This is a genomic window from Pseudomonadota bacterium, from assembly GCA_022361155.1.
Classification (GTDB): domain Bacteria; phylum Myxococcota_A; class Polyangia; order Polyangiales; family JAKSBK01; genus JAKSBK01.
The window spans coordinates 13,809-37,108 of sequence record JAKSBK010000581.1 but is presented as its reverse complement, the minus strand read 5'-3'; the positions used below and the strand labels follow the sequence as shown (position 1 = coordinate 37,108).

The 23,300-nt window shown below is 64.9% G+C and carries 23 protein-coding genes; 16 read left to right on the top strand and 7 right to left on the bottom strand.

Translation table 11 applies throughout. The annotated features are described in order from the left end of the window. Positions 1-643 precede the first annotated feature (643 nt). The 4 genes from MJD61_21995 to MJD61_21980 all read left to right on the top strand — a co-directional run bounded on the left by MJD61_21995 (position 644) and on the right by MJD61_21980 (position 4,192). Positions 644-886, top strand: a complete 243-nt coding sequence (locus MJD61_21995) for a glycosyltransferase (GenBank protein ID MCG8557931.1) — start codon at positions 644-646, stop codon at positions 884-886. 42 nt (positions 887-928) lie between these two features. Beyond that, positions 929-1,567: a hypothetical protein gene (locus tag MJD61_21990; protein MCG8557930.1), complete on the top strand. Its 639-nt coding sequence runs from the start codon at positions 929-931 to the stop codon at positions 1,565-1,567. Then, on the top strand, positions 1,567-2,751 hold the full coding sequence (locus MJD61_21985) for a glycosyltransferase family 4 protein (protein MCG8557929.1): 1,185 nt from the start codon (positions 1,567-1,569) through the stop codon (positions 2,749-2,751). Before MJD61_21990 ends, MJD61_21985 begins: the two co-directional genes overlap by 1 nt. Positions 2,752-3,487: 736 nt before the next feature. Continuing rightward, the gene (locus tag MJD61_21980; protein ID MCG8557928.1) at positions 3,488-4,192 is read left to right on the top strand and encodes a Crp/Fnr family transcriptional regulator; all 705 of its coding nucleotides are present in this window, start codon (positions 3,488-3,490) and stop codon (positions 4,190-4,192) included. Positions 4,193-4,567: 375 nt separating this feature from the next. On the opposite strand, the gene MJD61_21975 is transcribed toward MJD61_21980, so the two are convergent. Beyond that, positions 4,568-5,356, bottom strand: a complete 789-nt coding sequence (locus tag MJD61_21975) for an outer membrane lipoprotein carrier protein LolA (protein MCG8557927.1) — start codon at positions 5,354-5,356, stop codon at positions 4,568-4,570. A 209-nt stretch (positions 5,357-5,565) separates the two neighbouring features. On the opposite strand from MJD61_21975, the gene MJD61_21970 reads away from it, so the two are divergent. Continuing rightward, positions 5,566-5,763 carry a DUF465 domain-containing protein gene (locus tag MJD61_21970; GenBank protein ID MCG8557926.1) on the top strand — a complete coding sequence of 66 codons (198 nt, stop codon included), beginning with the start codon at positions 5,566-5,568 and terminating at the stop codon, positions 5,761-5,763. Here the strand turns inward: MJD61_21970 and MJD61_21965 are convergent. Together MJD61_21965 and MJD61_21960 are read right to left on the bottom strand one after the other, a co-directional pair. After that, a complete protein-coding gene (locus MJD61_21965) occupies positions 5,760-6,131 on the bottom strand; it encodes a hypothetical protein (protein MCG8557925.1) in 372 nt (123 codons plus the stop codon). The two genes, MJD61_21970 and MJD61_21965, sit on opposite strands and share 4 nt — an antisense overlap. 568 nt (positions 6,132-6,699) lie before the next feature. Next, the gene (locus MJD61_21960) at positions 6,700-7,737 is read right to left on the bottom strand and encodes a hypothetical protein (protein ID MCG8557924.1); all 1,038 of its coding nucleotides are present in this window, start codon (positions 7,735-7,737) and stop codon (positions 6,700-6,702) included. A gap of 338 nt (positions 7,738-8,075) precedes the next feature. Between MJD61_21960 and MJD61_21955 the strand changes: the two genes are divergently transcribed. The 9 genes from MJD61_21955 to MJD61_21915 all read left to right on the top strand — a co-directional run bounded on the left by MJD61_21955 (position 8,076) and on the right by MJD61_21915 (position 17,269). Beyond that, positions 8,076-9,425 (top strand): MFS transporter, encoded by a 1,350-nt coding sequence (locus tag MJD61_21955; GenBank protein MCG8557923.1) that lies wholly within the window; start codon positions 8,076-8,078, stop codon positions 9,423-9,425. A gap of 141 nt (positions 9,426-9,566) precedes the next feature. Continuing rightward, a complete protein-coding gene (locus tag MJD61_21950; protein MCG8557922.1) occupies positions 9,567-10,697 on the top strand; it encodes a DUF2961 domain-containing protein in 1,131 nt (376 codons plus the stop codon). 221 nt (positions 10,698-10,918) lie between these two features. Beyond that, on the top strand, positions 10,919-11,080 hold the full coding sequence (locus MJD61_21945; protein MCG8557921.1) for a hypothetical protein: 162 nt from the start codon (positions 10,919-10,921) through the stop codon (positions 11,078-11,080). A gap of 98 nt (positions 11,081-11,178) precedes the next feature. Further along, positions 11,179-11,889 carry a phosphoribosylformylglycinamidine synthase subunit PurQ gene (gene purQ / locus MJD61_21940; GenBank protein ID MCG8557920.1) on the top strand — a complete coding sequence of 237 codons (711 nt, stop codon included), beginning with the start codon at positions 11,179-11,181 and terminating at the stop codon, positions 11,887-11,889. Beyond that, positions 11,886-14,168, top strand: a complete 2,283-nt coding sequence (purL, locus tag MJD61_21935) for a phosphoribosylformylglycinamidine synthase subunit PurL (protein ID MCG8557919.1) — start codon at positions 11,886-11,888, stop codon at positions 14,166-14,168. Before purQ ends, purL begins: the two co-directional genes overlap by 4 nt. Positions 14,169-14,249: 81 nt before the next feature. Continuing rightward, a complete protein-coding gene (locus MJD61_21930; protein ID MCG8557918.1) occupies positions 14,250-14,768 on the top strand; it encodes a transcriptional repressor in 519 nt (172 codons plus the stop codon). Continuing rightward, a complete protein-coding gene (locus tag MJD61_21925; GenBank protein MCG8557917.1) occupies positions 14,765-15,184 on the top strand; it encodes a rubrerythrin family protein in 420 nt (139 codons plus the stop codon). The genes MJD61_21930 and MJD61_21925 overlap by 4 nt, the downstream gene beginning before the upstream one ends. 120 nt (positions 15,185-15,304) lie before the next feature. Beyond that, positions 15,305-16,669 (top strand): hypothetical protein, encoded by a 1,365-nt coding sequence (locus tag MJD61_21920; protein ID MCG8557916.1) that lies wholly within the window; start codon positions 15,305-15,307, stop codon positions 16,667-16,669. A 9-nt stretch (positions 16,670-16,678) separates the two neighbouring features. Next, on the top strand, positions 16,679-17,269 hold the full coding sequence (locus MJD61_21915; protein MCG8557915.1) for a DUF3501 family protein: 591 nt from the start codon (positions 16,679-16,681) through the stop codon (positions 17,267-17,269). 11 nt (positions 17,270-17,280) lie between these two features. Here MJD61_21915 and paaJ read toward each other — a convergent pair whose 3' ends face one another. Genes paaJ through paaA form a run of 4 tightly spaced genes read right to left on the bottom strand, consistent with a single transcriptional unit; the run spans position 17,281 to position 19,918 of the window. Then, positions 17,281-17,814: a phenylacetate-CoA oxygenase subunit PaaJ gene (gene paaJ, locus MJD61_21910; protein ID MCG8557914.1), complete on the bottom strand. Its 534-nt coding sequence runs from the start codon at positions 17,812-17,814 to the stop codon at positions 17,281-17,283. 13 nt (positions 17,815-17,827) lie between these two features. Further along, a complete protein-coding gene (gene paaC, locus MJD61_21905; protein ID MCG8557913.1) occupies positions 17,828-18,622 on the bottom strand; it encodes a phenylacetate-CoA oxygenase subunit PaaC in 795 nt (264 codons plus the stop codon). Then, positions 18,619-18,939: a 1,2-phenylacetyl-CoA epoxidase subunit B gene (gene paaB / locus MJD61_21900; protein MCG8557912.1), complete on the bottom strand. Its 321-nt coding sequence runs from the start codon at positions 18,937-18,939 to the stop codon at positions 18,619-18,621. Before paaB ends, paaC begins: the two co-directional genes overlap by 4 nt. Continuing rightward, positions 18,920-19,918: a 1,2-phenylacetyl-CoA epoxidase subunit A gene (paaA, locus tag MJD61_21895; GenBank protein MCG8557911.1), complete on the bottom strand. Its 999-nt coding sequence runs from the start codon at positions 19,916-19,918 to the stop codon at positions 18,920-18,922. The genes paaB and paaA overlap by 20 nt, the downstream gene beginning before the upstream one ends. 415 nt (positions 19,919-20,333) lie before the next feature. Here paaA and MJD61_21890 point away from each other — a divergent pair, with 415 nt between their 5' ends. Next, a complete protein-coding gene (locus tag MJD61_21890) occupies positions 20,334-22,433 on the top strand; it encodes a thiamine pyrophosphate-dependent enzyme (GenBank protein MCG8557910.1) in 2,100 nt (699 codons plus the stop codon). Positions 22,434-22,718: 285 nt separating this feature from the next. Further along, positions 22,719-23,288: an RNA polymerase sigma factor gene (locus MJD61_21885; protein ID MCG8557909.1), complete on the top strand. Its 570-nt coding sequence runs from the start codon at positions 22,719-22,721 to the stop codon at positions 23,286-23,288. Positions 23,289-23,300: the final 12 nt, after the last annotated feature.

Genomic DNA, 23,300 nt, shown 5'->3' with positions numbered 1-23,300 from the left:
GGTCGCCCCGCCGCCCCGCTGCTCGGTGGCGCCGCTGCCGTTGGAGTAGATGAAGCCGTCGTCGACACCCTCGACCGAGTAGTACAGGGAATAGACATCGCAGCAGTTTGCTGGCTCTGGGTTCGTGTCGTACTGGGTAGTGGCAGGTATCGTGCCGACTGACAATCCGATAGGCCGGCGGCCTGGGCGGTCGAGCTGGCTGGGGTGGTCTTGGTGGCCAGGGGGTATCGGTGGAGGAGCCGTTCAAGCCGGTCAGGGCGGGGGGGCGCCAGGCGCAGGTGGCTGGGGCTGGGCTCCCAGTCCGTCGGAGTTGGAGGTGGAACGATTCCATTCATTGACACGAACGGCCGCCCGCTTTGCGTCAAGCAGGGAAACCTAGGGCCCCCTGCGTGCACCCCCCGCCCCAACCGCTGCGCTGCACAACATGCATTTCTAGGCTTTGCGTGCAGTATTGCGCGCCGCCCCAAGTGCAATGGAGATTGGGCGCCTACCTCTCGTGCTGGCTCCACGGACTACGTCCGCTGCGCCATGCAGAGCTGCAGGCGCGTTCGGTCCGGGTTTCGGACACGACTGCGGTCGTCGATGCAGCCGCTGCTCCCGGACCTGGCACATCGCTTGCTGTCACGCTAGAAGCAGGCCGCTCATGTTTCAGGGCTTACGCGTGGCGGTGGTGATCCCGGCCTTCAACGAGGAAACGCTGATCGTCGGGGCTGTGCGAGGGATCCCGAGCTTCGTCGACGACATCGTGGTCGTCGACGACGCGAGCTCAGACTCGACCGCGGAGCGGGTCCAGCTGGCTTGGGAGCCACGCCTACACTTGCTCAAGCACGACTGCAACCGCGGAGTCGGGGCAGCCGTCGTCACGGGATATGCTCGGGCCTTCTAGCTCGGGGCCGATGCAGTGGCCGTGATGGCCGGAGATGGGCAGATGGATCCGGAGGACCTTCGTTCCGTGCTGGTGCCGATCGCCTCCGGGGATGCCGACTACGTGACAGGCGACCGTTTGTCCCACCCGCTCGCACGCAGCGAAATGCCACGGCTGCGTTGGTTTGGAAACCACGCGCTGTCCGCGCTCACGCGCCTCGGTACAGGACTGCCCGTGCGAGACTCGCAGTGCGGCTACAGCGCGATCAAGCGCCGCGCCGCTCGGCGCCTTGGGCTCGATACACTTTGGCCTCGATACGGCTACCCCAACGATCTGCTCGCTCGCGTTGCCCAACACCGGTTGCGGCTGGCGCAAGTGACCGTGAAACCCATCTATGGAATGGAACGCAGCGGTGTGGGGCTACGCCACGCGCTGTTCGTCATCCCTTACGTCGTGGCAACAGGTGCCCTGCGCTCAACCTGGCGGCGAGCTCGAGCCCGCCGCCCTGCCGACGCGAACCGCCCTGCCGACGCGAACCGCCCTGCCCATGCGAACCGCCCTGCCGACGCGAACCGCCCTGCCCATGCGAACCGCCCTGCCCATGCGAACCGCCCTGTGGAACGTGCCCAAGCCTGCCTGGCAATTCGGCGAGATGACGAGGTCAGCCTGCCTACCGCTGCCTATAGGCGCTCGAGCTCGTGATGCTGGTAGGGATGCTCACGACTAGCTTTCCACGTTGGCCCGGAGACACGGCGGGCTGCTTCGTGGAGGGCTTTGCGCGCGCCCTGGCGAGCCTTGGCCATCGCGTCGAGGTCCTTTGCCCGGAGCCTGTGGAACCCGCGCTCGATTCGCATGAGCCCGGGATCATCGTGCGTCGGGTGCCCTACATGAGGCCGCGGCGCTGGTCGCGCACCTTCTACGGTGCAGGCGTACCAGACAACCTGCATCGCAGCCCGCTAGCCTGGCTGGGCCTGGCGCCCTTCGCAACCACGCTGTCACTGAGCACGCTAGTAGCCGCTCGACGTTGGAGCTGCACGGTGAGCCACTGGGCGCTGCCCTGCGCTCTGGTCGCAGCTGCCATGAAGGTGCCGCGGCCGCACCTAGGCGTGTTCCACTCGGCCGATCTACATCTGCTCGAGACGCTACCGATGCGGCGCAGCCTGGCGAGCTGGCTGCTCCTAAGCTGCGATTCGCTGCTTTTCGTAGCGACGGCACAACGCGAGCGCTTCCTTGGTTGGCTCTCCGAGAGCGCGGCAACGGCCGCCAGCCCGCGCTGTCACGTGCAACCCATGGGTATCGATCCCTGCTCGGGCTCGCCCTGCGACCGGGAGCTACTGCGCCGCCGCCTCAAGCTACGACGCTTCGCTCTGCTCAGCATCGCGCGCCTTGTTTCAATCAAGGGCCTCGAGCTTGGAATCCGCGCCCTGACAGGCCGGCAGGACCTGGAGTGGATCGTGGTGGGCTCGGGGCCGGAGCAGAGCTACCTGCAACGTCAAGCGGCCTTGCTGGGCGCTCCAGTTCGTTTCGTCGGAGAACAAGCCGGCTCCGAAAAACACGCGTGGCTGCATGCCTGCGACGCCTACCTGTGCACCTCACGCACCCTCGCTTCCGGGCGCAGCGAAGGCATGCCCACCGCACTGCTCGAAGCCCTACGCTGCGGCCTGCCGCTCATTACCAGCGACACCGGCGGCATCCCATCCATCCTGCAGCACGAAAAGCAAGCGCTGATGGTACCAGAAAACGACGTGACAGCCCTGGGCACGGCCATCGATCGCCTCCGGGCTTCCGCCGCCCTTCGAGCAACGATCACACAAGCCGGACAGCAACTCGGCCGCTCGCTGACGTGGCCCACTATCGCGCCCACGCTCGAGGCCTGGCTGCGTTAGCCCGCATCGGTCACCAGCCTCCGGCCCAATCGTCCAATAAGTCGAACGGAAGGCCCCCGGGCGCCCCCCCTGGGATACCCGCCCCCGCAGTGCCCTCCCGATACCTGCCGGGGGTGCATGCTTCGGGGTTCCGTCCCGGGGATCCCCCCAGGTCGCCCCCCGGGGATGCCCTCCCGGGGATGCCCTCCCGGGGATGCCCTCCCGGGGATGCCCTCCCGAGCCCCCCCAAGGACGCCCTCCCGAGCCCCCCCCAAGGATGCCCTCCCGAGGCCCCCTTCGTTCCCGTCCCCGCGATCCCGGCGAAACGCGACGTTCGAGATCAGCGAGTCGCTGAAGCAAGACTACGCCACAAAGGGCGCGCTCACGTATGAACTAGTTAACACTTATGGCGTTATCGACGCGTTTGTGGCAGCGGGGCGAGACCTTGTCTGACCGAGCTCAGGTGCCCTGGAACAGAGATCCTTCGCTTGATCCCGCCATGATCGCCTGGATCTCCTGAGAAAAATGTGGTGAGAGTGTATTGTGGGCTGGGCGAGCTGGCGTCGGGTTTGTGATACACATCCTGGGCCCTGGCCGTGGACGCAGTCTTTCTTTTTTCTGAGACCAGATGTGCCGGAGTGAGACCCGCAGTATTCCTCGTCGTCGCGCCTTGCCAACGGCACCCGGTCCTCTGCGCTCTGCACAGGTTATGGTGCGGCAGCTTCTAACCACCGTTCCAGGACACTAGGAGCCGGCAATGGTTCGCTGCAACGAGCTTCCTCCCGGTGAGGCGATACGGATCCTGCGCTCGAATCGCGTGTTTTCCGTACTCGACGATCAGGTGTTGGCCCGACTGTGCGAAGTAGCGTGCCGACAGCTGTTTGGGCGCGGCGAGAGGGTCGTTCGCCAAGGCGACCGCTGCAGTGAGCTGTTCATCGTGGAGTTCGGCTACTTGAAGGCGTTCTCGGCACGCGAGGACGGCGACGACACCATCTACTCCGTCATGGGCCCAACGGAGGTGTTTGGAGAGCTCGCTTTCTTTGGTGAGGGGACGCGCTCGGCCGACGTCACCACGCTTGCGTCGACAGGATTGGTTGCGTTGTCTGCAGCCCCGCTGCAACGGACGCTGGCTTCTTCGACAGCCCTGATGGCCCAGCTGGCTGAAGTGTCGGTCGGGCGCGTGCGCAGGCTTAGCCAGAAGCACAAGGACGCGTCGCGGTCGGTGCAACAACGCCTGGCAGCGTGCCTGCTCGATTTCGCAGGGCGCTTTGGGTCCGAGCGTTCGGACGGCAGCGTCCGTATCCCTTTCCGTTTGACCCAGCAGGAATTCGGGGACTACATCGGGGCAACGCGCGAGTTCGTGAACCGCCATCTGCGCGACTGGGAACGTGAGGGCCTCCTGAGGAAGCACGAAGGCGGCCTCGTTATCTCCGATCCCACAGCGTTGGAGCCAATACCGTAGAGCACCTCCTCGGGACCCGGACTAGTACCGCTTGCCAGGGATTATGATGGATTCCCGCCGGCTCTGAGGGCCGCTGGCGGTGTTGCACCTCCTCGAATATGCGCTGCAGAGCATCGAAATCAACCGCCGTCATCGTCGGTGCGCCTTGCCAGCGACCGACAGCCCTCGACGCCAATCGATCACAACCCCTGGCAAGCGGTACTAGTCCTGTGATGTCCTAAGGGCCCGCGGAAGAACAACTCGGGTGTTTCGGTGAGGACTGGGCGCCGCGGGCGAGGCGCGACGACGAGGAGTATTGGGGATACTTCGAGGAGGAGCAACGTAGCCAGCGGTGGTCAGAACCGGCGAAATGGATGAGTTATTCTTCCGCGGGCCCTAAGGCGTGATCTTGCGCGTGCCCTTGGGAGGTGTCCACGCGAAGCGCGCATCGGGCACTCTTCGATTGAAGCTCATCTTGCTGAAGTCGAGGCGGTTGCGATTACCGTCGTGGTCCACGATGAGCACCCGGCGCACCAGTCCCCTCAAGCGTGCATCTTGCTCGACATAGAACAGGATGCGCTCGTAGTGCGGGCTTGGTTGCTTTGCGCGCAATTCCAGAACGTGGCCGCTTGGATAGCCTTGACGCCGGGAGTCGAGCGATCGCAGATGAAAATCCTGAGTCAGGAGACCCTGGCCGAGCAGAAACGACAGTGCCTGCGGTAGCTGAGCTTCCCCCAAGGACTGTTCGTAGACCTGACCACGCTCCCCCTGGTCTCCCGGCTCGTACACGAGCAGTTTGCTGCCGTCGCTGACAACGATCTTGCCGTTGGGCTGCGCATAGTCCCAGCGCATCTTGCCCGGCTTCTTGAATGCGACTCGACCCTTGGAGCGCTCGGCGCGCTTGTACAAGCGGTGCACGTAGGTCTGATGAAAATGGGCCTGCAAGGTCTGCGTCTGATCGTAGAACGCCTGAACCACGCCTGCGACCACCGCGGGATCGGCAGGCACGCTGGTTTGGCCGAAAGTGGTCACGCTGAAACACAGGGCGCACCCGAGGGCGATGCCAAGGATCGATCGGATCGACGAGGGCCGGGCGCCGCTGGCAAGGCGCGTCGACGAGCCATACTGGTGGTGTTTCCCGGTTCCGGAACCCGAACCAAGTCTGTGATTCGTGGTACTGGTCATCGATCGCGAGCCTCCACGTGTCTGACAGGTATCGCCGGCACCGTATTCAGTCAACGCAGAACTCGCACCTGCGGGAACAGGGTGGTGGATGACCCACCTTGCCTCCGAGGTGCCCCCTCGTATATCATCGTGCATCAGGACAGTTGGCCCCTGGGTCTTCTCTTGCTTTCTTGCTTACTCGGCACGAGAGGCCAACGGGAGGATAGTCAATGCCAAAATCGGCCAGCTCGGACCAGCAGAGCCAACTCGATGAGCTCTCGCGCGAGCATCTCGCGCTCAAGCGCGAAGTGGATCAGTACCGGCGCAGGGCGCTGCTGACTCCGACCGAGCAACGTCGCATGGCGGAGCTGAAGAAGCTGAAGCTCGCCGCCAAGGATGCGCTCGTTGGGTTGCGCGCCTCCATCTAGCCCGCGTCGGGCGTTTCCGAGGAGAGCTTGCCCGCGCCATGAGGGGTATTTCGAGGCGGGTTGTCGGGCATCACGAACGCCCGATCGGCGGTGAGCGCGGCGAGCGTTCGGCGCAGGGTTTCACGCCAGCTCGGCCGCAGACGCGAAGCCAGGGGTAGCTCGCGCGCGATGGCCAAGAAGTGCAGCGCATCGTCGCGCATTCCCAGACGAAAGGCTGTGATACCGCGAAGATAGTGGAAATCGACGCGGGTAGCGGCCTCCATCTGCCCCTCGTCGCGCTCCAGCTCCCGTAGCCAAACCAACGCGGACTCGTAGCGCGCCTCCCTGTAAAGCGCCTCGGCGCGTCGCAAATCACTGCCGATCGGCATGCACCCCGCAATGCTCAGCCATCCCAGGCACGAGCCGACACACGCAACGAAAACCGGGCACAAGCGCATCCCGTGCGATTATCCCGTCAGAGCCCCTGCTAGGGAAACACAAAGCCGCGGTGGGGCTCGCCGGCTCCCTGGAAGCACAAAGCCGCGGTGGCCGGTACGGCCGCCGCGGCTTCTCGCCGTCCCGTGCTTCGGTCGTGTGGCACGGAGAACGGCAAGCGAAAGCATCTACTGCAAACGCAGAACCCGCCGGGCAGCGGGTTCCGTCAAGTCAAGCGTTGCAGTGTCAAGCCAGGGGACTAAGCATAGTAAGCGATACGGGTATTGGTGAAGCTAGCTGTCGGTTTCTGCAGCAAGAAGGGTGCCAGCGCTGCTGTCTCCCACCACGTCGCGTCTATCGAGACGCGACGCACTGCTTTTTTGGGGACTCCGAGCGGAGGCCACCCGATGTGGACGACAAGGAAAGGAGCGCCCGGCTATGACATCCGTGTCGCGCCGTAGGACAGTGGCGTCGCGGTCGCGCGCTGTCGACGCCTGTGTGGTCCGCTGCCACAGGACGGACTCACATGAATCGCGGCCAGGCCGCCAGCACGATGGCCAAACAGCAGCGCCCCTGGGCATCCACTGCCGAGCCCACCCCCACATCTGTGAACCGTCGATCACTGAGGCTCATTCTGTGCGATGGGCTGCGAGCCAGCGCCGAGAAGGCTAGCGCCGGCGTCCTTGCCCGCGCCAGCGCCTCGCCCACGAGCCGCGCGCGGACCCGAGCACGGGCCAACCGATTCCGCGGTCCGGCTCCGGGAGTGAGTTCGTGGGCCACACGACCCTCGCGGCATACCCGTTCCGCCTGCCGGGCGGCAAGCTCGGCCAGCAAGCGGTTGTGGCGCAGCCGCGGAAGTCGTGCCCGCTCACGCAGCTCGGCGAGCAACAGCTTGGGACTTCGGTGCGGTGAATTGAAAGGACGCAGTGGATTGAAAAGCAGCGCCGCACCGAAACCGGCGTCGGCTCTCGCCGCTCCCACGATGCGCTCAGCCACAGGCCGGGGTCCGACCGGCCCGGTCGCTACGAGTTGGATGTGTGCCGGCAAGAGCGGCAGCGGCAGGAGGAAACCTCGCGCGAGCTCTGCTGCTTCGGGTACAAAGCGCTGCAACTCCCCTCGCGAATCGGCAAGCACGATTGCCGGAGTGTGGAAACCTGGCGCGAGACGTCCCCACAGCCGCAAGCTGCCATTCGTTGCGCGACGCTCCGTCCCAACTCCCAGCGCGCCGCCCCGAGCAGCAGCAAGGACAAGCGTCTGGCCGAGTCCCTGCGCTCTGCCGCATACCAGCATCGCGTCCGACCGGCGCCGGAGCTCGAGCAGCCAGGCCCGAATGCGCTTGTGGCCTTCGCCCGGTACGACGAGCGCCTCGACATCCACCAGGTCCGAACCCTCCGCCCGAGCCGCGCTCCCCACCGTCTGCGCGGTGGCTGGACCCTCACTCGCAATCAGACGGGAAGCCGCCCTGGCCAGCGCGTCCTCGTGCAGACACGGAAGCTGCTGACCTCGTGCTTGGGACGCACACAACACCACAACCGCCGCAAGCCAACCTTTCAGGCGCACAAGGCCACGCTACCGCGGAGCCTGCCGGCCCGGCCAGTTTCAGAACGCCGATCTTCAACCCGGAGCAAGCGGGTCCCGCAAGAGCTAACCCGCATCGGTCACCAAGTTCGAGGCGAACGGTTGCCGCTTCCACGGCGCTGCGACCGCGCCCAGCTGGCGGCCGTCAGCGGCCGACAACAACCTAGTCAAGCATGTGTCGACCGTGTATCGTGACGCCCCCGTATTACCAGCCTGTGGGCCGAGCGCGGCGTGATCATCAACAACAGCATTCAGGACGTTCCCTATTCCGGCATCTCGATCGACCGGGCCGGGGAGGCTACCCCGAAACCCGACTGGACATGAACGCCAAGCTGAGCATACGAGAGAAGGTGGGATTCAGTCTAGGCGACACTGCCGGAAACTTCGTGTACCAGTCCGTAGTCTTGCTGCTCGCATACTACTATACCGATGTCTATGGACTCGAGGCGGCCACCGTGACCGCCATCTTCCTCTTTGTACGAATCTTTGATGCCATTACAGATCCCCTTATGGGGGCGATCGTAGACAGGACCAATAGCCGCTGGGGAAAGTATCGCCCCTTTCTGTTGTTTCTTTGCGTGCCCTACGCCGTCATGTCCGTAGTGGTCTTCACCGTTCCGGACCTCGATATGGAGGGCAAGATACTCTACGCGTACGCTACGTACGCAGGCCTCATGGTGCTTTTCACCGCGACCAATATTCCCTACTTTGCTTTGGGAAGCGTGATGACCGCGGATCCCAAGGAGCGCGTATCGATGAACTCCTATCGCTTTGTCGCGGCCACGGGTGGCGGCCTCGTCGTTACAGCCCTGCTGATTCCGCTGGCCGATTTCCTGGGGAAGGGCGACAAGGCTCTGGGCTACCGGTTGGCTATGACTGTGATGGCGGTGCTGTCCGTGATGCTGTTTCTCGTTTGCTTTGGTAGTACCCGGGAGCGAGTCAAACCTGCCAACGTTGGGTTGCGCGATATCCAGAGCGACCTAATGCAAGTGTTCCGAAACGACCAGTGGGTGCTGTTGGGTCTTGCCGTCTTCGTCATGGTGACTGCGCAGACGGTGAAGGGAACCACGGGAGTCTACTACCTCACCTACTACGCCGACGATGCCGCAAGCCTGGTACCGCTCTTCCTGTCCCTATGGATGATCGGTGGCATGCTGGGCAGCGCCTTCGCCAATCGACTGACCCTGCTGATCTGCAAGAAGCGCGCCTGGGTAATGCTGTGCTTGATAAGCGCCGTGCTATCGGCGGCAACTTACTTGATCGCCCCGAGTTGGATTGCGGTGATCATGGGCATGCAGTTTTTTGTGGGCTTCTTCAATCAGATGATGGCGCCGCTGATCTTCTCTACGATGGCGGAGGTGACGGACTACGGTGAGCTCAAGAACAAGCGTCGCTTGGATGGCCTGATCTCTTCCTTCACGCTGTTCTCCCTCAAAGTTGGCTTGGCGCTCGGGGGCGGCTTGGCCACCCATCTGTTGGCCGGCTACGGCTACCTCAGTGGGGGGGTGGATCAGAGCGCCGAGACGGTCTCCGGCATTCTCGTCGTGTTCACGCTTGTTCCGGCCGTCGGCTTTGTGGCCACGGCTGTGATCCTGCAGCGCATGAAACTGAGCAGCGATGTGGTAGAAGAAAACGCTGCGCGTCTGAGGGCATTGCGTGCGGAAGAGTGAGAGCGAACGTGTTGCGGCCCACGTGTTCTAGTGCTCGCGGCCGGAATTCCGATCCGGGTTTGCGCCCGGGTAGGCCGCGGGTACGACCGCGCGCAGCGCGCCAGCAATAACCAGGTGCCCGAGCAGGCGAGGATCATTCTAATGGCGGATTTTGATGGGTTGGGTATGAATCTGGGCAATCTATCGCGGTTGTCGTCGGCCAAGAGCCGTTCGATCTCAGCTGAGAATTTCACCGGCGAGCCTGGGAAGGGAGGCATGGCAACCCAGGGGACGGGCGCTGTGCCGGCTCGGGGCTTGGGCCAGGGGTGGAAGATCTCGCCGTCAATCGAGATCCCGCCGGAGGGGAGTTTCGTGCTGGCGGATATCCACGAGCCCGGCGCCATTCAGCAGATTTGGATCACAACCATCGGTCCAAGGAAGCGCGACTTGATCCTACGCATGCATTGGGATGGGCAGGATCAGCCCTCCGTAGAGGTGCCCATTGGCGATTTTTTTTGCTGTGGGCTGGAAGATTATGCTCAGGTTACGTCGTTGCCGGTGTGTGTAAACCCGGGGCTTGCCTTCAATTGCTTTTGGGAAATGCCCTATCGGAAGTGTGCTCGGATCACGCTTGAGAACCGCGACCCATTGCAGGCGGCCATTGTCTATTATCAAATCAGCTACACCGAGACCTCCGTTCCGGAGGACTGCGCCTATTTCCATGCCCAGTTTCGTCGCAGCAATCCGGTAGGATACAAGGAATTGCACACGCTGGTCGACGGGGTTCAGGGACACGGCCACTATGTTGGCACGTATATGGCTCGTGGCGTCAATAACTCGGGATGGTGGGGTGAGGGTGAAATCAAGTTCTTCCTGGACGACGACACGGACTTTCCCACTATTTGTGGCACGGGTACGGAGGACTACTTTCTGGGCGCGTTCAACTTCGACGTGGGCGTCGCCGTCAAGGGACGGGACAGCGCGTATGCGGAATACACGACGGCGTATGCGGGTGTTCCAGAAATCCAGAGGCCCGATGGGGTCTATAGATCGCAGCAACGCTTCGGGATGTATCGTTGGCACATCGTGGATCCGGTTCGGTTTGAGAAGCGCTTGAAGGTGGATATTCAGGCTCTGGGTTGGAGGGACTTTGGCCATTGGGGGGGAGATAGCGGCCAGCGTAGGTATCTGCCGTTGCAGGATGACATCTCGACTGTCGCGTTCTGGTACCAGACGCTGCCGACGGTACCGTTTCCACGCTTACCCGACCGGGATTTCCTGGAAGTCAACTGACTCTTTCCGCGTCAACAGGTAGGCTGCCGGCGTAAGACAGCGCCAGACTCCACATACTCGTAGACATCGGGTCCTGGAATTTCGAGCGGTCCTAGCCACGCCGGCCTCCGGCGGCGCCGGGCAGCGGGGCTCACGGCCTGCCCGACCGAACACCACCCCGTGACACTGCCGCAAGAGTTCAAAACAAGCTCGATAGCGGGGGCTGCGTGATCGGTCCCTTCATGAAATCGTGCGACCGCACCGTTGTCGAGGCCGCCGGCTTGGCTGGTTTCGATTTCGTGATCCTGGACATGGAGCGCGGTCCGGCATCGCTCGAGACCGTCATGTGGCTAGCTGAGTTTCCTTGCCGGAACGGGGCGGCGGGCCGCCGGTGGTGGGCTTGATCGGGATTCTCGGGAAGCGGCGTGCCTGCAGCGCGGATTCGTTGCATCGCTTGCATCGTGCCCCTATGCTCGCGGCCAAACCGCCAGGAGGTGTCGTATTGCGAGTTGCGGTCGTGGTGTTTCCGGGGTCGAACGCGGACTGGGATGCCTTGTACACGCTGCGGGATATCGCGGGTGCAGACGCGCGCTATGTGTTCCACAAGGAACACGAGCTTGGCCCCGTGGACGCGGTGGTAGTGCCCGGCGGCTTCTCGTACGGCGACTACCTGCGCTGCGGCGCCATCGCCTGCTTCAGTCCCATCGCGGGCGCGCTCCGGGAGTTCGCGGCGCGGGGAGGTCCCGTGCTCGGCATCTGCAATGGGTTTCAGATTCTGACCGAGCTTGGGCTGTTGCCAGGAGCCTTGACCCGCAACCTGCGGCTGCGCTTTGAATGCCGGGACGTGACCGTGCGGGTGGAGGCGCCCGGAGTGTTCACCGCTGGCCTGCGGCGCGGCACGGTGCTGCGCATGCCGATCGCCCACGCCGAAGGACGCTACCACTGCGATGCCGGCACGCTGGCGGTGCTGGAGGCCGAGCAACGGGTAGCTTTCCGCTATTGTAGCGCCGACGGGGTGCTGGGCAGGGAGCCGACGGTCAACGGTTCGCTGGCTGAGATCGCGGGCATCTACAACGAGCGCCGCAACGTGCTCGGGCTGATGCCCCATCCCGAGCGGGCCGCTGAGGCGCTGCTCGGCAGCGACGATGGGCTGGCGTTGTTTCGCTCTCTCGAGGCGCACCTTGGCGCTTCCCCGAGGCTCGGTCGAGCATGACAGCTCACGACAAGAGAGAGCCGGCGGTCAGCAAGGAGCTCGCGCAGAGCTTCGGTCTCAGCCAGAGCGAGTGGGAGCGCATCGCGGGCCTGCTGGGACGTTTGCCGAGCTACACCGAGCTCGGCGTCTTCAGCGTCATGTGGTCGGAGCATTGTTCCTACAAGTCCTCGCGTGTCCACCTGAAGCGACTCCCTGTGAGCGGCCCCAACGTGGTGCAGGGTCCGGGCGAGAATGCGGGAGCCGTGGACCTCGGCGACGGTTTCTGCGCCGTGTTCAAGATGGAATCGCACAACCACCCCTCGTTCATCGAGCCGTATCAGGGGGCCGCCACGGGGGTAGGCGGGATTTTGCGTGATGTGTTTACGATGGGCGCCCGTCCGGTGGCGTCGCTCAATTCGCTGCGCTTCGGCAGCCCTTCGCATCCCAAGACGCCCGGTCTGCTCAAAGGTGTCGTGGCCGGTATCGGCGGTTATGGCAACTGCATCGGCGTGCCCACGGTAGGTGGGGAGCTGCAGTTCGACTCGAGCTACGACGGCAACATCCTGGTCAACGCGTTTACGCTGGGCATAGCGCGTACGAGCCGGCTGTTCTTCGGGCGCGCCGAGGGCATTGGCAATCCGCTGATCTATGTGGGCGCCAAGACCGGGCGCGACGGCATCCACGGCGCCACCATGGCTTCGGCCGAGTTCGACAAGGCCAGCGAGGCCAAGCTGCCCACGGTGCAGGTGGGCGATCCCTTCATGGAGAAGCTGCTGCTCGAAGCCTGTCTGGAGATCTTCGAGCGCGACTGCCTCGAGGGGATTCAGGATATGGGCGCAGCCGGGCTCACGTCTTCTTCGGTCGAGATGGCGGCGCGCGCCGGAACCGGTGTGAGGCTCGACCTCGATCGCATACCGAGGCGCGCGAAGGGCATGACCCCTTACGAGCTGCTGCTGTCGGAAAGCCAGGAACGCATGCTGCTCGTCGCCAAGCGGGGGCGCGAGCACGAGATCTTCGAGGTCTGCTCCAAGTGGGATCTGGACGCGGTGATCGTCGGCCAGGTCACAGAAGGTGGTCGCTTCGTGTGCACGGCCACCCCTGGACACGACCCGCTGGACGGCGAGCCGCCGCGCTGCGATCCCGAGCTCGTGGTCGACCTGCCAGTGGGCGCATTGACCGGCGACGCGCCACAGTACCACAGGCCGGCGCGCGCACCCGTAGCGCGCCCTTGTGCCGGCAGCGACCAGCCCAGCCCGGATCCAGGCAATGCGGCGGCGGACTTGCTCGCGCTGCTTGGCTCTCCGAATCTCGGAAGCCGCCAGTGGGTGTGGCGCCAGTACGACCACGTGGTGCGGGACGGGAGCGTGCTGCGTCCGGGACAGGCGGATGCGGCCGTGGTGCGCGTGTTCTGCGGCAACGGGCCCCGGGCGCCGCAGAAGTACCTGGCGCTTTCCGTTGACTGCAACGGCCGCCACGTCAAGCTGGATCCGTACAACGGAGCCGCCATGGCCGTGGCCGAGTGCTGCCGCAACGTGGCTTGCTGCGGGGCCGAGCCGCTCGGGCTCACCGACTGCCTCAACTTCGGCAGCCCCGAGAACCCCGAGGTCATGTGGCAGTTCACGCGGGCGGTGGACGGCCTGCGCGATGCGTGCCTCGCACTGGGTGTGCCGGTCGTCTCGGGCAATGTCAGCTTCTACAACGAGACCGAGGGGCAAGCGATCCTGCCCACGCCAACCGTGGCGGTCGTGGGTCAGCTCGCGGACCCGGCCGATCGTCTGTGCAGCGCCTTTCGGTGCGAGGGGGATCTGGTGGCGCAGCTTGGCGCGCCCGCGTTGGGACAGCTCGGCGGCTCGGAATGGCTCGCCCAGCGCGTTGGCCGACTCTGCGGGCAGGCGCTTGCTATCTCGCTCGAGCAGGAAGCGCGCCTGCAGCGGCTGTTGCTCGAGCTCGCTCGAGCGCGGCTGCTGCGCAGCGCGCACGACATCAGCGACGGTGGCTTCTTGGTCTGCCTTGCAGAGTGCTGCATCGGCGCAGGTCTTGGCTGCGCGCTCGAGCTCGCTCCGGAGACGCGCGCGGCTGCCCTGTTCAGCGAAGAACCGTCGCGCGTGCTCGTGAGCCTGCCCAGCCACCAGCACGAGCAGGTGCGGCAGGCTAGCGAACGCCACGGGATCGCGTACACCGAGCTCGGTCACGTGGTCGGCCACGAGTTGCGCATCGAGGGCGTCCTGGAAGTGCCTGTGGCCGACCTGCAGCGGGTCCACGCGGCCTGCCTGGATGCGGTCGTGGGCTCGGCCGCTTGACATCCACGCATCGAGGCCCTAAAGGATGGCATCTAATTTAGAATGTCTCTAAATGATGGGTTCCAAGGCCCGGAGGAACGTGTGCGGCGCGCGACAGCGGCGCTGCGTGAAGCCGGATTCAAGCTGACGCCGCAACGGCTCGCCATCGTTCGATGCCTGGCACGGGACCCTGGCCACCCCAGCGCACAGAGGCTTTACGAACGTTTGCGGCGCGAGTTTCCCTCCATGGCGTTCGCCACCGTCTACAATACCCTCGCGACACTGGTTTCGCTGGGCCAGTGCAGGCAGCTCAGTCTTGCGGGCGCGTCGCGTTTCGATCCGAACCCTGTCCCGCACGACCACGCCCAGTGCGACCGCTGCGGGATCATCTACGACGTGGCGCGCCCAGCAGCCGTGGGCGAGCCAGCCGCGGGCGAGCTGGCGAGCGTGCTTGCTCACTTCACTGTGGATCGTGTCGAAACGATCTACCGGGGGCTGTGCCAGCGCTGCGGCGAGGCCACGCCAACCACCGAGAAGTCAACTTGCAGTAGTCCCAACTCCGGATGCCCGATTCTGGGCGACAACGACACCGTCAACACGACGGGGCAAGGAGAGCCATGACTCAGTTGAAAGGATCCAAGACCGAGCAGAACCTCAAGGACGCGTTTGCCGGCGAGTCCCAGGCCAACCGGCGCTACCTCTATTTTTCCAAGGTCGCGGATGTGGAGGGCTATCCCGACGTGGCCGGCCTGTTCCGCGATACCGCCGACGGTGAGACCGGGCACGCGCACGGTCACCTTGACTACTTGAAGCAGGTGGGCGATCCGGCGACGGGCAAACCGATCGGGGGCACGGACAAGAACCTCGCGGCTGCCGTAGCAGGCGAGACCTACGAATACACCGAGATGTATCCCACCATGGCCAGGTCCGCGCGGGAGGAGGGCTTCGAAGACATCGCGGAGTGGTTCGAGACGCTCGCCAAAGCCGAGAAATCGCACGCCGGGCGCTTTCAAAAGGCGCTGGACAACCTCGACTGAGCCTTTTTGCTGCGTCCGTTCGCGCGGCTTTCTGCTTGGGGCCGCCGACCGGCGAACGAGCCAGGTCGTGCCCCGCCGGAGCCCGATCCGCGGGCATTCTGGACGAAGAGTTGGGCGATCGTGAGACCCGAACAACCACCGAGCTTGGAGCCCGGGGACGCCCGCTATTGGGACCGGCGCGACCTTGACGTCGAGCTCAGTCGCGTTTTCAGCGTCTGCCACAGCTGCCGCATGTGCGTCGGCTACTGCCCTGCGTTCCCGGAGCTGTTCCGCCGTATCGACGCGCACGAGCAGGCGGGCCATGGAGAGACGGAAGCGCTCACGGCACAGGATTGCGAGGCGGTCAACGACCTGTGCTACCAGTGCAAGCTATGCTACTTCAAGTGTCCCTACACGCCCGACGACGGGCACGCGTTCGTGCTCGATTTTCCGCGCCTGATGCTGCGGCACAAGGCGCAGCGCGCGCGTGCCCGGGGCGTGCGGTTTCAGGACCGCGTGCTCGGCGAGCCGCAGCTGCTCGGGCGCCTGAGCTCGGGCCCGCAAGCTCGGCTTGCCAACCTGGTCAACGAAAACCGCCTGCTGCGCAAGATCCAGCAACGTGCCACAGGCATCAGCGCGGAGTTCAATCTTCCGCCCTTTGCCCCGGTGTCCTTCAGACGTTGGTTTGCCCGTAGGGCCGGGTCGCTTGCTGGCAGCAGCGGGGCCACGCGAGGTCGGACGGCGTTGGCGACCACAAACGGCGAGGAGCGCGTGGCATTGTTCGTGACCTGTACGACCGACTACAACATGCCGTCAACGGGGATCGCCGCGGCGCAGGTACTCGAGCACAACGGTTTCGAGGTGTCCTTTCCCGGCACACAGACCTGCTGCGGCATGCCGAACCTCGATGGCGGCGACGTCGACTCGGCGCTGACCAAGGCCCGGCGCAACGTCGATGCGCTCTATCCGCTGGTGGCCCGAGGCATCCCCGTGGTCGTGCCGGGGCCGACCTGCAGCTACGTCCTGAAAAAGGAGCTTCCGCGCCTGCTTGGCACTGCCGAGGCGCAGCAGGTCTCCGAGCACACCTGGGATCTCATGGAGTTTTTGCGCCTGCGCTGGCGCGACAAGACCCTGAGCCGCGAATTTGCCGCGCCCCTCGGTCGGGTTGGCTATCACGCGGCCTGTCACCTGCGGGCCCAAAAGATCGGCGCGCCCGCGCGAATCTTGCTGTCGAAAGTGCCTGGCACCGAGGTGGACCTGATCGAAGAGTGTTCCGCGGTGGACGGAACCTGGGGTATGAAAGCGCAATACTACGAGCTGGGTCGCCGCTATTGCCGCAAGTTGACGCAGGGCATGCGGGCGGGGCAGTACGACGTGATCAGCTCGGACTGCCCGCTGTCAGGCCAACGACTCGCCGGCGAGCTTGGCGTGGACGTTTGGCATCCCGTCGAGCTGCTCAATCGAGCCTACGGGCTGCCGCCTTGCGGTCCCGCTTCCAAGGGATAGTGTGCCGCCATGCGCAAGGTTGAACGGTCGGAATTGTTGCCTCTCGGCGAGTACGAGGTCGTGCGTGCGCGCTTTCGCAACCGGGTGATCGCGCTCAAGCGCGCCCGCCGGGTGCAGCTGGGCCAGCACCTGTCGCTGGTCTTCGAGAATCACGACACCGTGCTCTTGCAGATTCAAGAGATGCTGCGTGCGGAACGGATCACGGACAACGACGCGATCGCCCACGAGCTCGAAACCTACAACGAGCTGATCCCCGAGCCCGGAGCGCTCTCGGCGACGCTGTTTGTCGAATACGAGGACCGCGTCGAGCGCCGGCGCAAGGCCCGTCAACTCTCGGACCTGGAGCAGCACCTTTTTCTGATCTTCGGGGCGCAACGCGTGCGTGCCCGTTTCAGGCGCCAGCCCGGAGAAGAGCCCGGCCGCACCCCTGCCGTCAACTACGTAACGTTCGAGGTCTCGGAAGCGGCCCAGCGCGAGCTGAACAACCCCGGCGCGCTGGTAGCCATCGAGGTGATCCACCCGCACTACACCTCGCGCATGGTGATCAGCGCCGCCACCCGCCAGCAGCTGCTCGCGGATCTCGGCAACCACGCGAACTAGAAGAAGCGAAGCTACAGCGGCTTGAAGTGCTCGAAGGGTTGCTGACAGCCGTCGCAGTAGTGCAGCGCCTTGCAGGCGGTGGCGCCGAACCGGCTGCGTAGCGCTGTGCTGCTGGACCCGCACCAGGGGCAGGGCACCGGCTCATCGGCAGGCAAGACACGCAAACGCAACAGGGGATTGCGCTGCGGTCGCTCGGCAGGCACGGGACCGGGCGGCGCGATGCCCATGGTTCGCAGCTTCGCGGCAGCGTCGTCGCTCAGCCAGTCGGTGGTCCAGGCCGGCGAAAAGACCGTATTCATGACGACGTTCGAGAAACCGCCTGCAGCGAGGACCGCGAGGACCTGGTCTTCGATCAGCTTCAGCGCCGGACAGCCGGAGTAGGTTGGCGTGATGTCGACCCTGACGCTGCCGTGGCCGGCGACACACACCTCGCGGACCATGCCCAGGTCCACGATGCTGATGCCTGGAAGCTCCGGGTCCTGTACCTGCTTGAGGAGATCGCGAACCTCCTGCGTGGTCTTCCGTGTCTTGCTATCCGCGGTCATGCCGTGCGTGTCTCTACCCCCAGCACAACCCTGGGTACGAGCGCGGCAGGATCTGCATCTCGGCAAGCAGATGCCCGAGATGCTCGCTGTGCAGCCCGCTGCGGCCGCCACCGAGGCGCAGGTCTTCCGGCGGCAGCTTCAGGGTAGCCTCGGCGATTACCGCCTCGATGCCCTCCCGCCAATCGGCCTCCAACGAACTGCCCAGGGGACCCACGCCGGCCGCTGCGATCGCTTGCTCGATGCTATCCGAGCAGAAGAGCTCCGCGGTGTAGGGCCAGAGCGTGTCCAGGGCCTGCTGGGCGCGCTGGTGGCTCTCCTCGGTTCCGTCGCCGAAGCGCAGCATCCACTCCCGGGCGTGGCGCACGTGGTAGCGGCACTCCTTGAGCGCCTTGGCAGCGATGCCGGCCAGCGGCTCGAGGCGGCTCGAGCGCAGCTGGTCGAACAGCAGCACGCTGTAACTGTCGAACAGCAGCTGGCGAGCGATGGTGAAGCCGTAGTCGCCCTTGGGAAGCTCGACCAGCTGCAGATTGCGGAAGTCGGTTTCGTCCCTGAAGAACGCCAGATCGTCTTCGCTCCGGCCGCTGCCTTCGATCTGTCCGGCCAGCTTCAACAGGTGGCTCGCTTGACCGATCCGATCCAGCGCCACGTTGCTGATGGCGATGTCTTCTTCGAGGATCGGCGCGTGGCCGCACCATTCGGATAGGCGATGACCCAGGATCAGGCTGTCGTCCCCCAGCCGCAGAAGGTACTCGAACACGCTCGGCCTGAGCTCGCCGGGCAAGGTATCCGGCGTGTACCTGCGGGTCATAGGTCCCTGGTCCCCCGTGGTACCTTGTAGAACTGGGGATGGCGGTAGATCTTGTCATCGGCAGGATCGAAGAAGGCCTCCGCGTCCTCGGCCAGGCTCGCCACGATCGCTTCGGACGGAACGACCCAGAGGTTGGTTCCCTCGCTGCGGCGGGTGTAGACATCGCGCGCGTTTTGAAGCGCAAGCTCGGCGTCTGGTGCGTGAACGCTGCCAGCATGCTCGTGGGGTTTGCCGGTGGCTGGCTGCACGAAGACTTCCCACAAGGGCCATTGATCGGAGTGCCAGCTCGAGGGCCGGTCACCGTCGTTGGTCGACATCGTTGCCTGTTTTCCTTGTGCTGCCGGCTTCCTGCTGGGGCGCTCGCTTCCGGGCATACGCAGCGGCGGCCTGCCGTACCCAAGCCCCTTGCTCGTGCGCCTTGCGGCGAGCCCGCAGCCGATCCCGGTTGCAGGGTCCCCCGCCCTTGATCACGCGGAAGAACTCGTCCCAGTCGATCGGACCGTAGTGCCAATGGCCGGTCTTCGGATCGTAGCGCAGGTCCGGATCCGGGATCCGAAGGCCGACCAGACGTGCTTGAACCGCACGCGTGTCAACGAAGCGTTGCCGCAGCTCGTCGTTCGAGCGGCGCTTGACGCGCCACTTGAGCAAGACGGCGCTGTGGGGCGAGTCCTTGTCGGAAGGGCCGAACATCATGAGCGACGGCCACCACCAGCGGTTGAGCGCATCCTGCGCCATGTGTTTCTGCTTGGGCGAGCCCTTGGCCATCTTCGCCACGATCTCGAACCCTTGTTTGTGGTGGAAGCTCTCTTCCTTGCAGATACGGACCATGGCACGCGCGTACGGGCCGTAGGAGCAGCGCGCGAGCATGGTCTGGTTGATGATCGCCGCCCCGTCCACAAGCCAGCCAATCATGCCGATATCCGCCCAGCTCAGGCTCGGATAGTTGAAGATATTCGAGTATTTGGCTCGGCCGCTCAAGAGCGCTTCCAGCAGCTCCTTCCGGCCGACCCCCAGCGTTTCGGTTGCGCTGTACAGATACAAGCCGTGTCCGGCTTCGTCCTGGACCTTGGCCAGCAGGGCAAGCTTGCGACGCAGCGATGGAGCCCGGGTAATCCAGTTGCCTTCTGGCAGCATGCCCACGTACTCGGAATGCGCGTGCTGCGACATCATCCGGATCAGCTGCTTGCGGTAGGCATCAGGCATCCAGTCCTTGGGCTCGACCTTCAAACCGGCATCGATACGGGCCTGAAACGCGCGCTCTTTTTCGGACGGCTCGGTCGCAGGCATGTCGCTCATGTGCAATATGCTAGCAGATTGTCGGGGCGCCCGAACGCGGTCGAGCGCGGGGGCTCCTGAGCGCCGCCTCGCGCAGCTCGGGTCACGCACGCCGGATCACGCACACAGGATCACACACCGGGCTGGCACACGCAGCGCGGGCCAAACGGCATGCCACGACTGCGCCGCGCGCCCGAGCTACCGCGACCGGGGCCGACCGAGCCCGCGCCAGCCGCATGCTGGATTGGCACGGACCACCCGCTCGCCGCAAGTGGTACAATGGTTAGGGCCCTTTGGTTGGGGATCGTGGCCTGAGTGGCCGGAGGCTGTGTTGACCCAAACCGCTGTGTTGACCCAAACCGCTGTGTTGACTCGAGCCGCTGTGTTGACTCGAGCCGCTGTGTTGACGGAGAGCGGGTAGCTGGCGGTGGAAGCCGTGTCCGCAGACGAGCTCGGCGCAGAGCTTGATCCGAACTTCGACTGGAGGGCGGTCACCCGCTTCGTGCTCCGCTCGAGAGCCCTCGATCACGTCGAAGAGACCGAGCTCTACCCCGGCAAGCGCGTACTGTATCAGTTCACCGCGCGCGGCCACGATCTGGCGCAGGTGCTCTTGGGCAGCCTGCTCAGCCACCCGCACGATGCCGCCAGCGCCTATTATCGCTCGCGGCCCCTGCTGCTGACGCTGGGTCTGTCGCTCGACGATGCGCTGGCGGGCCCCATGGCTTTCTCCGGCGGGTTCAGCAACGGCAGGGACATCGGAGTCGTGTGCAACCTGCCTGGCCGGCTCCAAGGCGCCAAGGCCACGGTCTTGCCCATGTCCGGTGACGTCGGGTCGCAGTTCACGCCTGCCGCCGGCTGGGCCCAGGCGCTCGTGTACCGTCGCAAGCAGCTTGGTGAGCCGGCCTATGCGGGCGCGATGGCCGCGGTCCTGGGCGGCGAGGGAGCCGTAGCGACCAACGGCTTCTGGTCGGCGCTCACCATGGCGACGACCCTGCGCCTGCCCTTGCTCTTCTACATCGAGGACAACCGTTACGCGATTTCCGTGCCCGCCGACAAGCAGACCCCCGGGGGCAACATCGCCGAGAATCTGCAGTCGTTCGCCAGCCTGCAGATCTTCGACGGCAGCGGCAGCGATCCTGCCGAAGCGGCAGCCAAGCTCCATGCCGCCGTGACCGCGGTGCGACAGGAGCGGGGACCGGCCCTGATCCGTCTGACGGTGCCTCGTCTGAGCGGGCACTCGGGTCAAGACACGCAGGCCTACAAGTCGCCCGAGGAGCTGCAGCGAGAGCGGGCGTCCGACCCCTTGAACAGGCTCCATGACTACCTGGTGCCGGCGCTGCTTTCCGAGAGCGAGTGGCAGGCGCAGGAGCAGAGCGCCGCGGGGGAAGTAGCGGAGGCGCTGAAGCGGGTCAGCGCACGCCCCAAGCCCGACCCCGGGAGCATCCGGCGTTACGTCTTTCGCGAGCGCCGGCCCGATGGCTCCCCCGATGTGGCCCTGCAGGGCGGGCTCGCGCCCGAGGGTCATCGCTTTCCGGCGTCCAGCGCGCTGCCCGAGCCGGAGCCGCGTCGCATCAACATGGTGGCCGCGATTCGGCGCACGCTGGAAGTCGAGCTCGCGACCAATCCCAAGTGCCTCGTGTTTGGAGAGGACGTTGGCCCCAAGGGTGGGGTGCACGCCGCCACCACGGGACTGCACGAACGCTTCGGCGAGGCGCGCGTGTTCGACACCAGCCTCTCGGAAGAGGGCATCGTCGGCCGCGCTGTGGGCATGGCTGCAGCTGGGCTATTGCCGGTGGCCGAGATCCAGTTCCGAAAGTACGCCGATCCCGCCACCGAACAGCTCAACAACTGCGGGACGATTCGCTGGCGCACCTACAACCGCTTTGCCGCGCCGATCGTGGTGCGCTTGCCCGGCGGCTTCTTCAAGTGCGGTGATCCCTGGCACAGCGTCACGAGCGAGGTGATCTTTGCCCACGCGGTCGGCTGGCAGGTGATCTGCCCTTCCAACGCCGAGGACGCGGTCGGCCTCTTGCGCGCGGCCATGCGCAGCGATAACCCGAGCGTGTTCTTCGAGTACCGCAACCTGCTGGACGCCCCGAGCGCGCGGCGGCCCTATCCGGGTGACCACTACGTCCTGCCGCTGGGGAAGCTGTGCGTGGCACGGCCCGGAACGCAGCTGAGCGTGGTCACCTGGGGTGCGCTGGTAGAGCGCTGCCAGCGAGCAGCCGAGCAGTCCGGTGTCGACGCCGAGGTACTGGATCTGCGCACGCTGGTTCCCTGGGACAAGGACCGGGTGCTCGAGTCGGTCCGCAGGACGGGCCGCTGCTTGATCGTGCACGAAGATATGCTGACCGCCGGTTTCGGCGCCGAGGTGGCTGCCGTGCTCGCCAAGGAGGCGTTCTTCGATCTCGACGCTCCCGTGCAGCGGGTGGCTGCGCCGGATGTGCCCATTCCGTACAACGTGGAGCTGATGGATGCGGTAGTGCCGTCGGTGGACCGCATTGCCGAGGAAATGGTCCTGCTCGCCGAAATATGAGCCAAGGCGTCGGATCAAAATAGCATTGCCAGGCCGGCTTCGAGGCGCCCGGCCAGCAAGGCGCGCTCTCGCGCGAATACTCTCTGTATTCGAAGGCGGCGCAACACCGCTGGACGACACGAACCCAAACGCTGGACTTGCAGCGCTGCGTGCGACTGCGAAGGTCCCGTCGGGTGCTGCTCGGATCGGAGGCGGACCTCGGGTGCGGGAATCTGACCGGAACTCCTCGTCATGATGAACGTATTCACCGATAGTCAGTCAGCCGCTCCGGAACAATAGACGAAGATGCTGCGACCCTCTACCATCGCCCCCGATGCTGCCAGCGCGGCCATGGACCGGTATGCCGACGGGGACGACGCAGCCTTCGAGATCGTCTATGACCAGCTGTCTCCGGTCCTGTACGGCGTGTTGAGGCGCAGGCTGACGGATACATCGGTTGCGGAAGACCTCGTGCAGGAAACGTTCATCCGTATGCACCGTGCGCGCGGCCAATTCAGGCGCGGCGCCTCCGCCAGCACGTGGGCCATAGCGATCGCGCTTCGGCTGTGGATGGACCATCTGCGATGCTCTGGCCGGCGTCGCCTCTTGCGCGAGGAGTTGGAACCCGTCCTCGAGGTGCAGGAGCTGGCAGACACCCTCATGGAATTGAAACAATCGAGCGCCGCCCTCGACGGTATCCTGGCGGACCTGCCCCGCGCGCAACGCCTTGCCTTTGAATTCGTGAAGCTGGACGGCCTGTCCCTAGCCCAGACCGCCGAGGTCATGGGAACCACGGTCCCGTCGGTCAAGGCGCTCACCCATAGGGCGTACGCTGCGATTCGGGTAGCGCTCCGCGGACGAGCTGGGAGGGATTGAAGGGAAGACTTG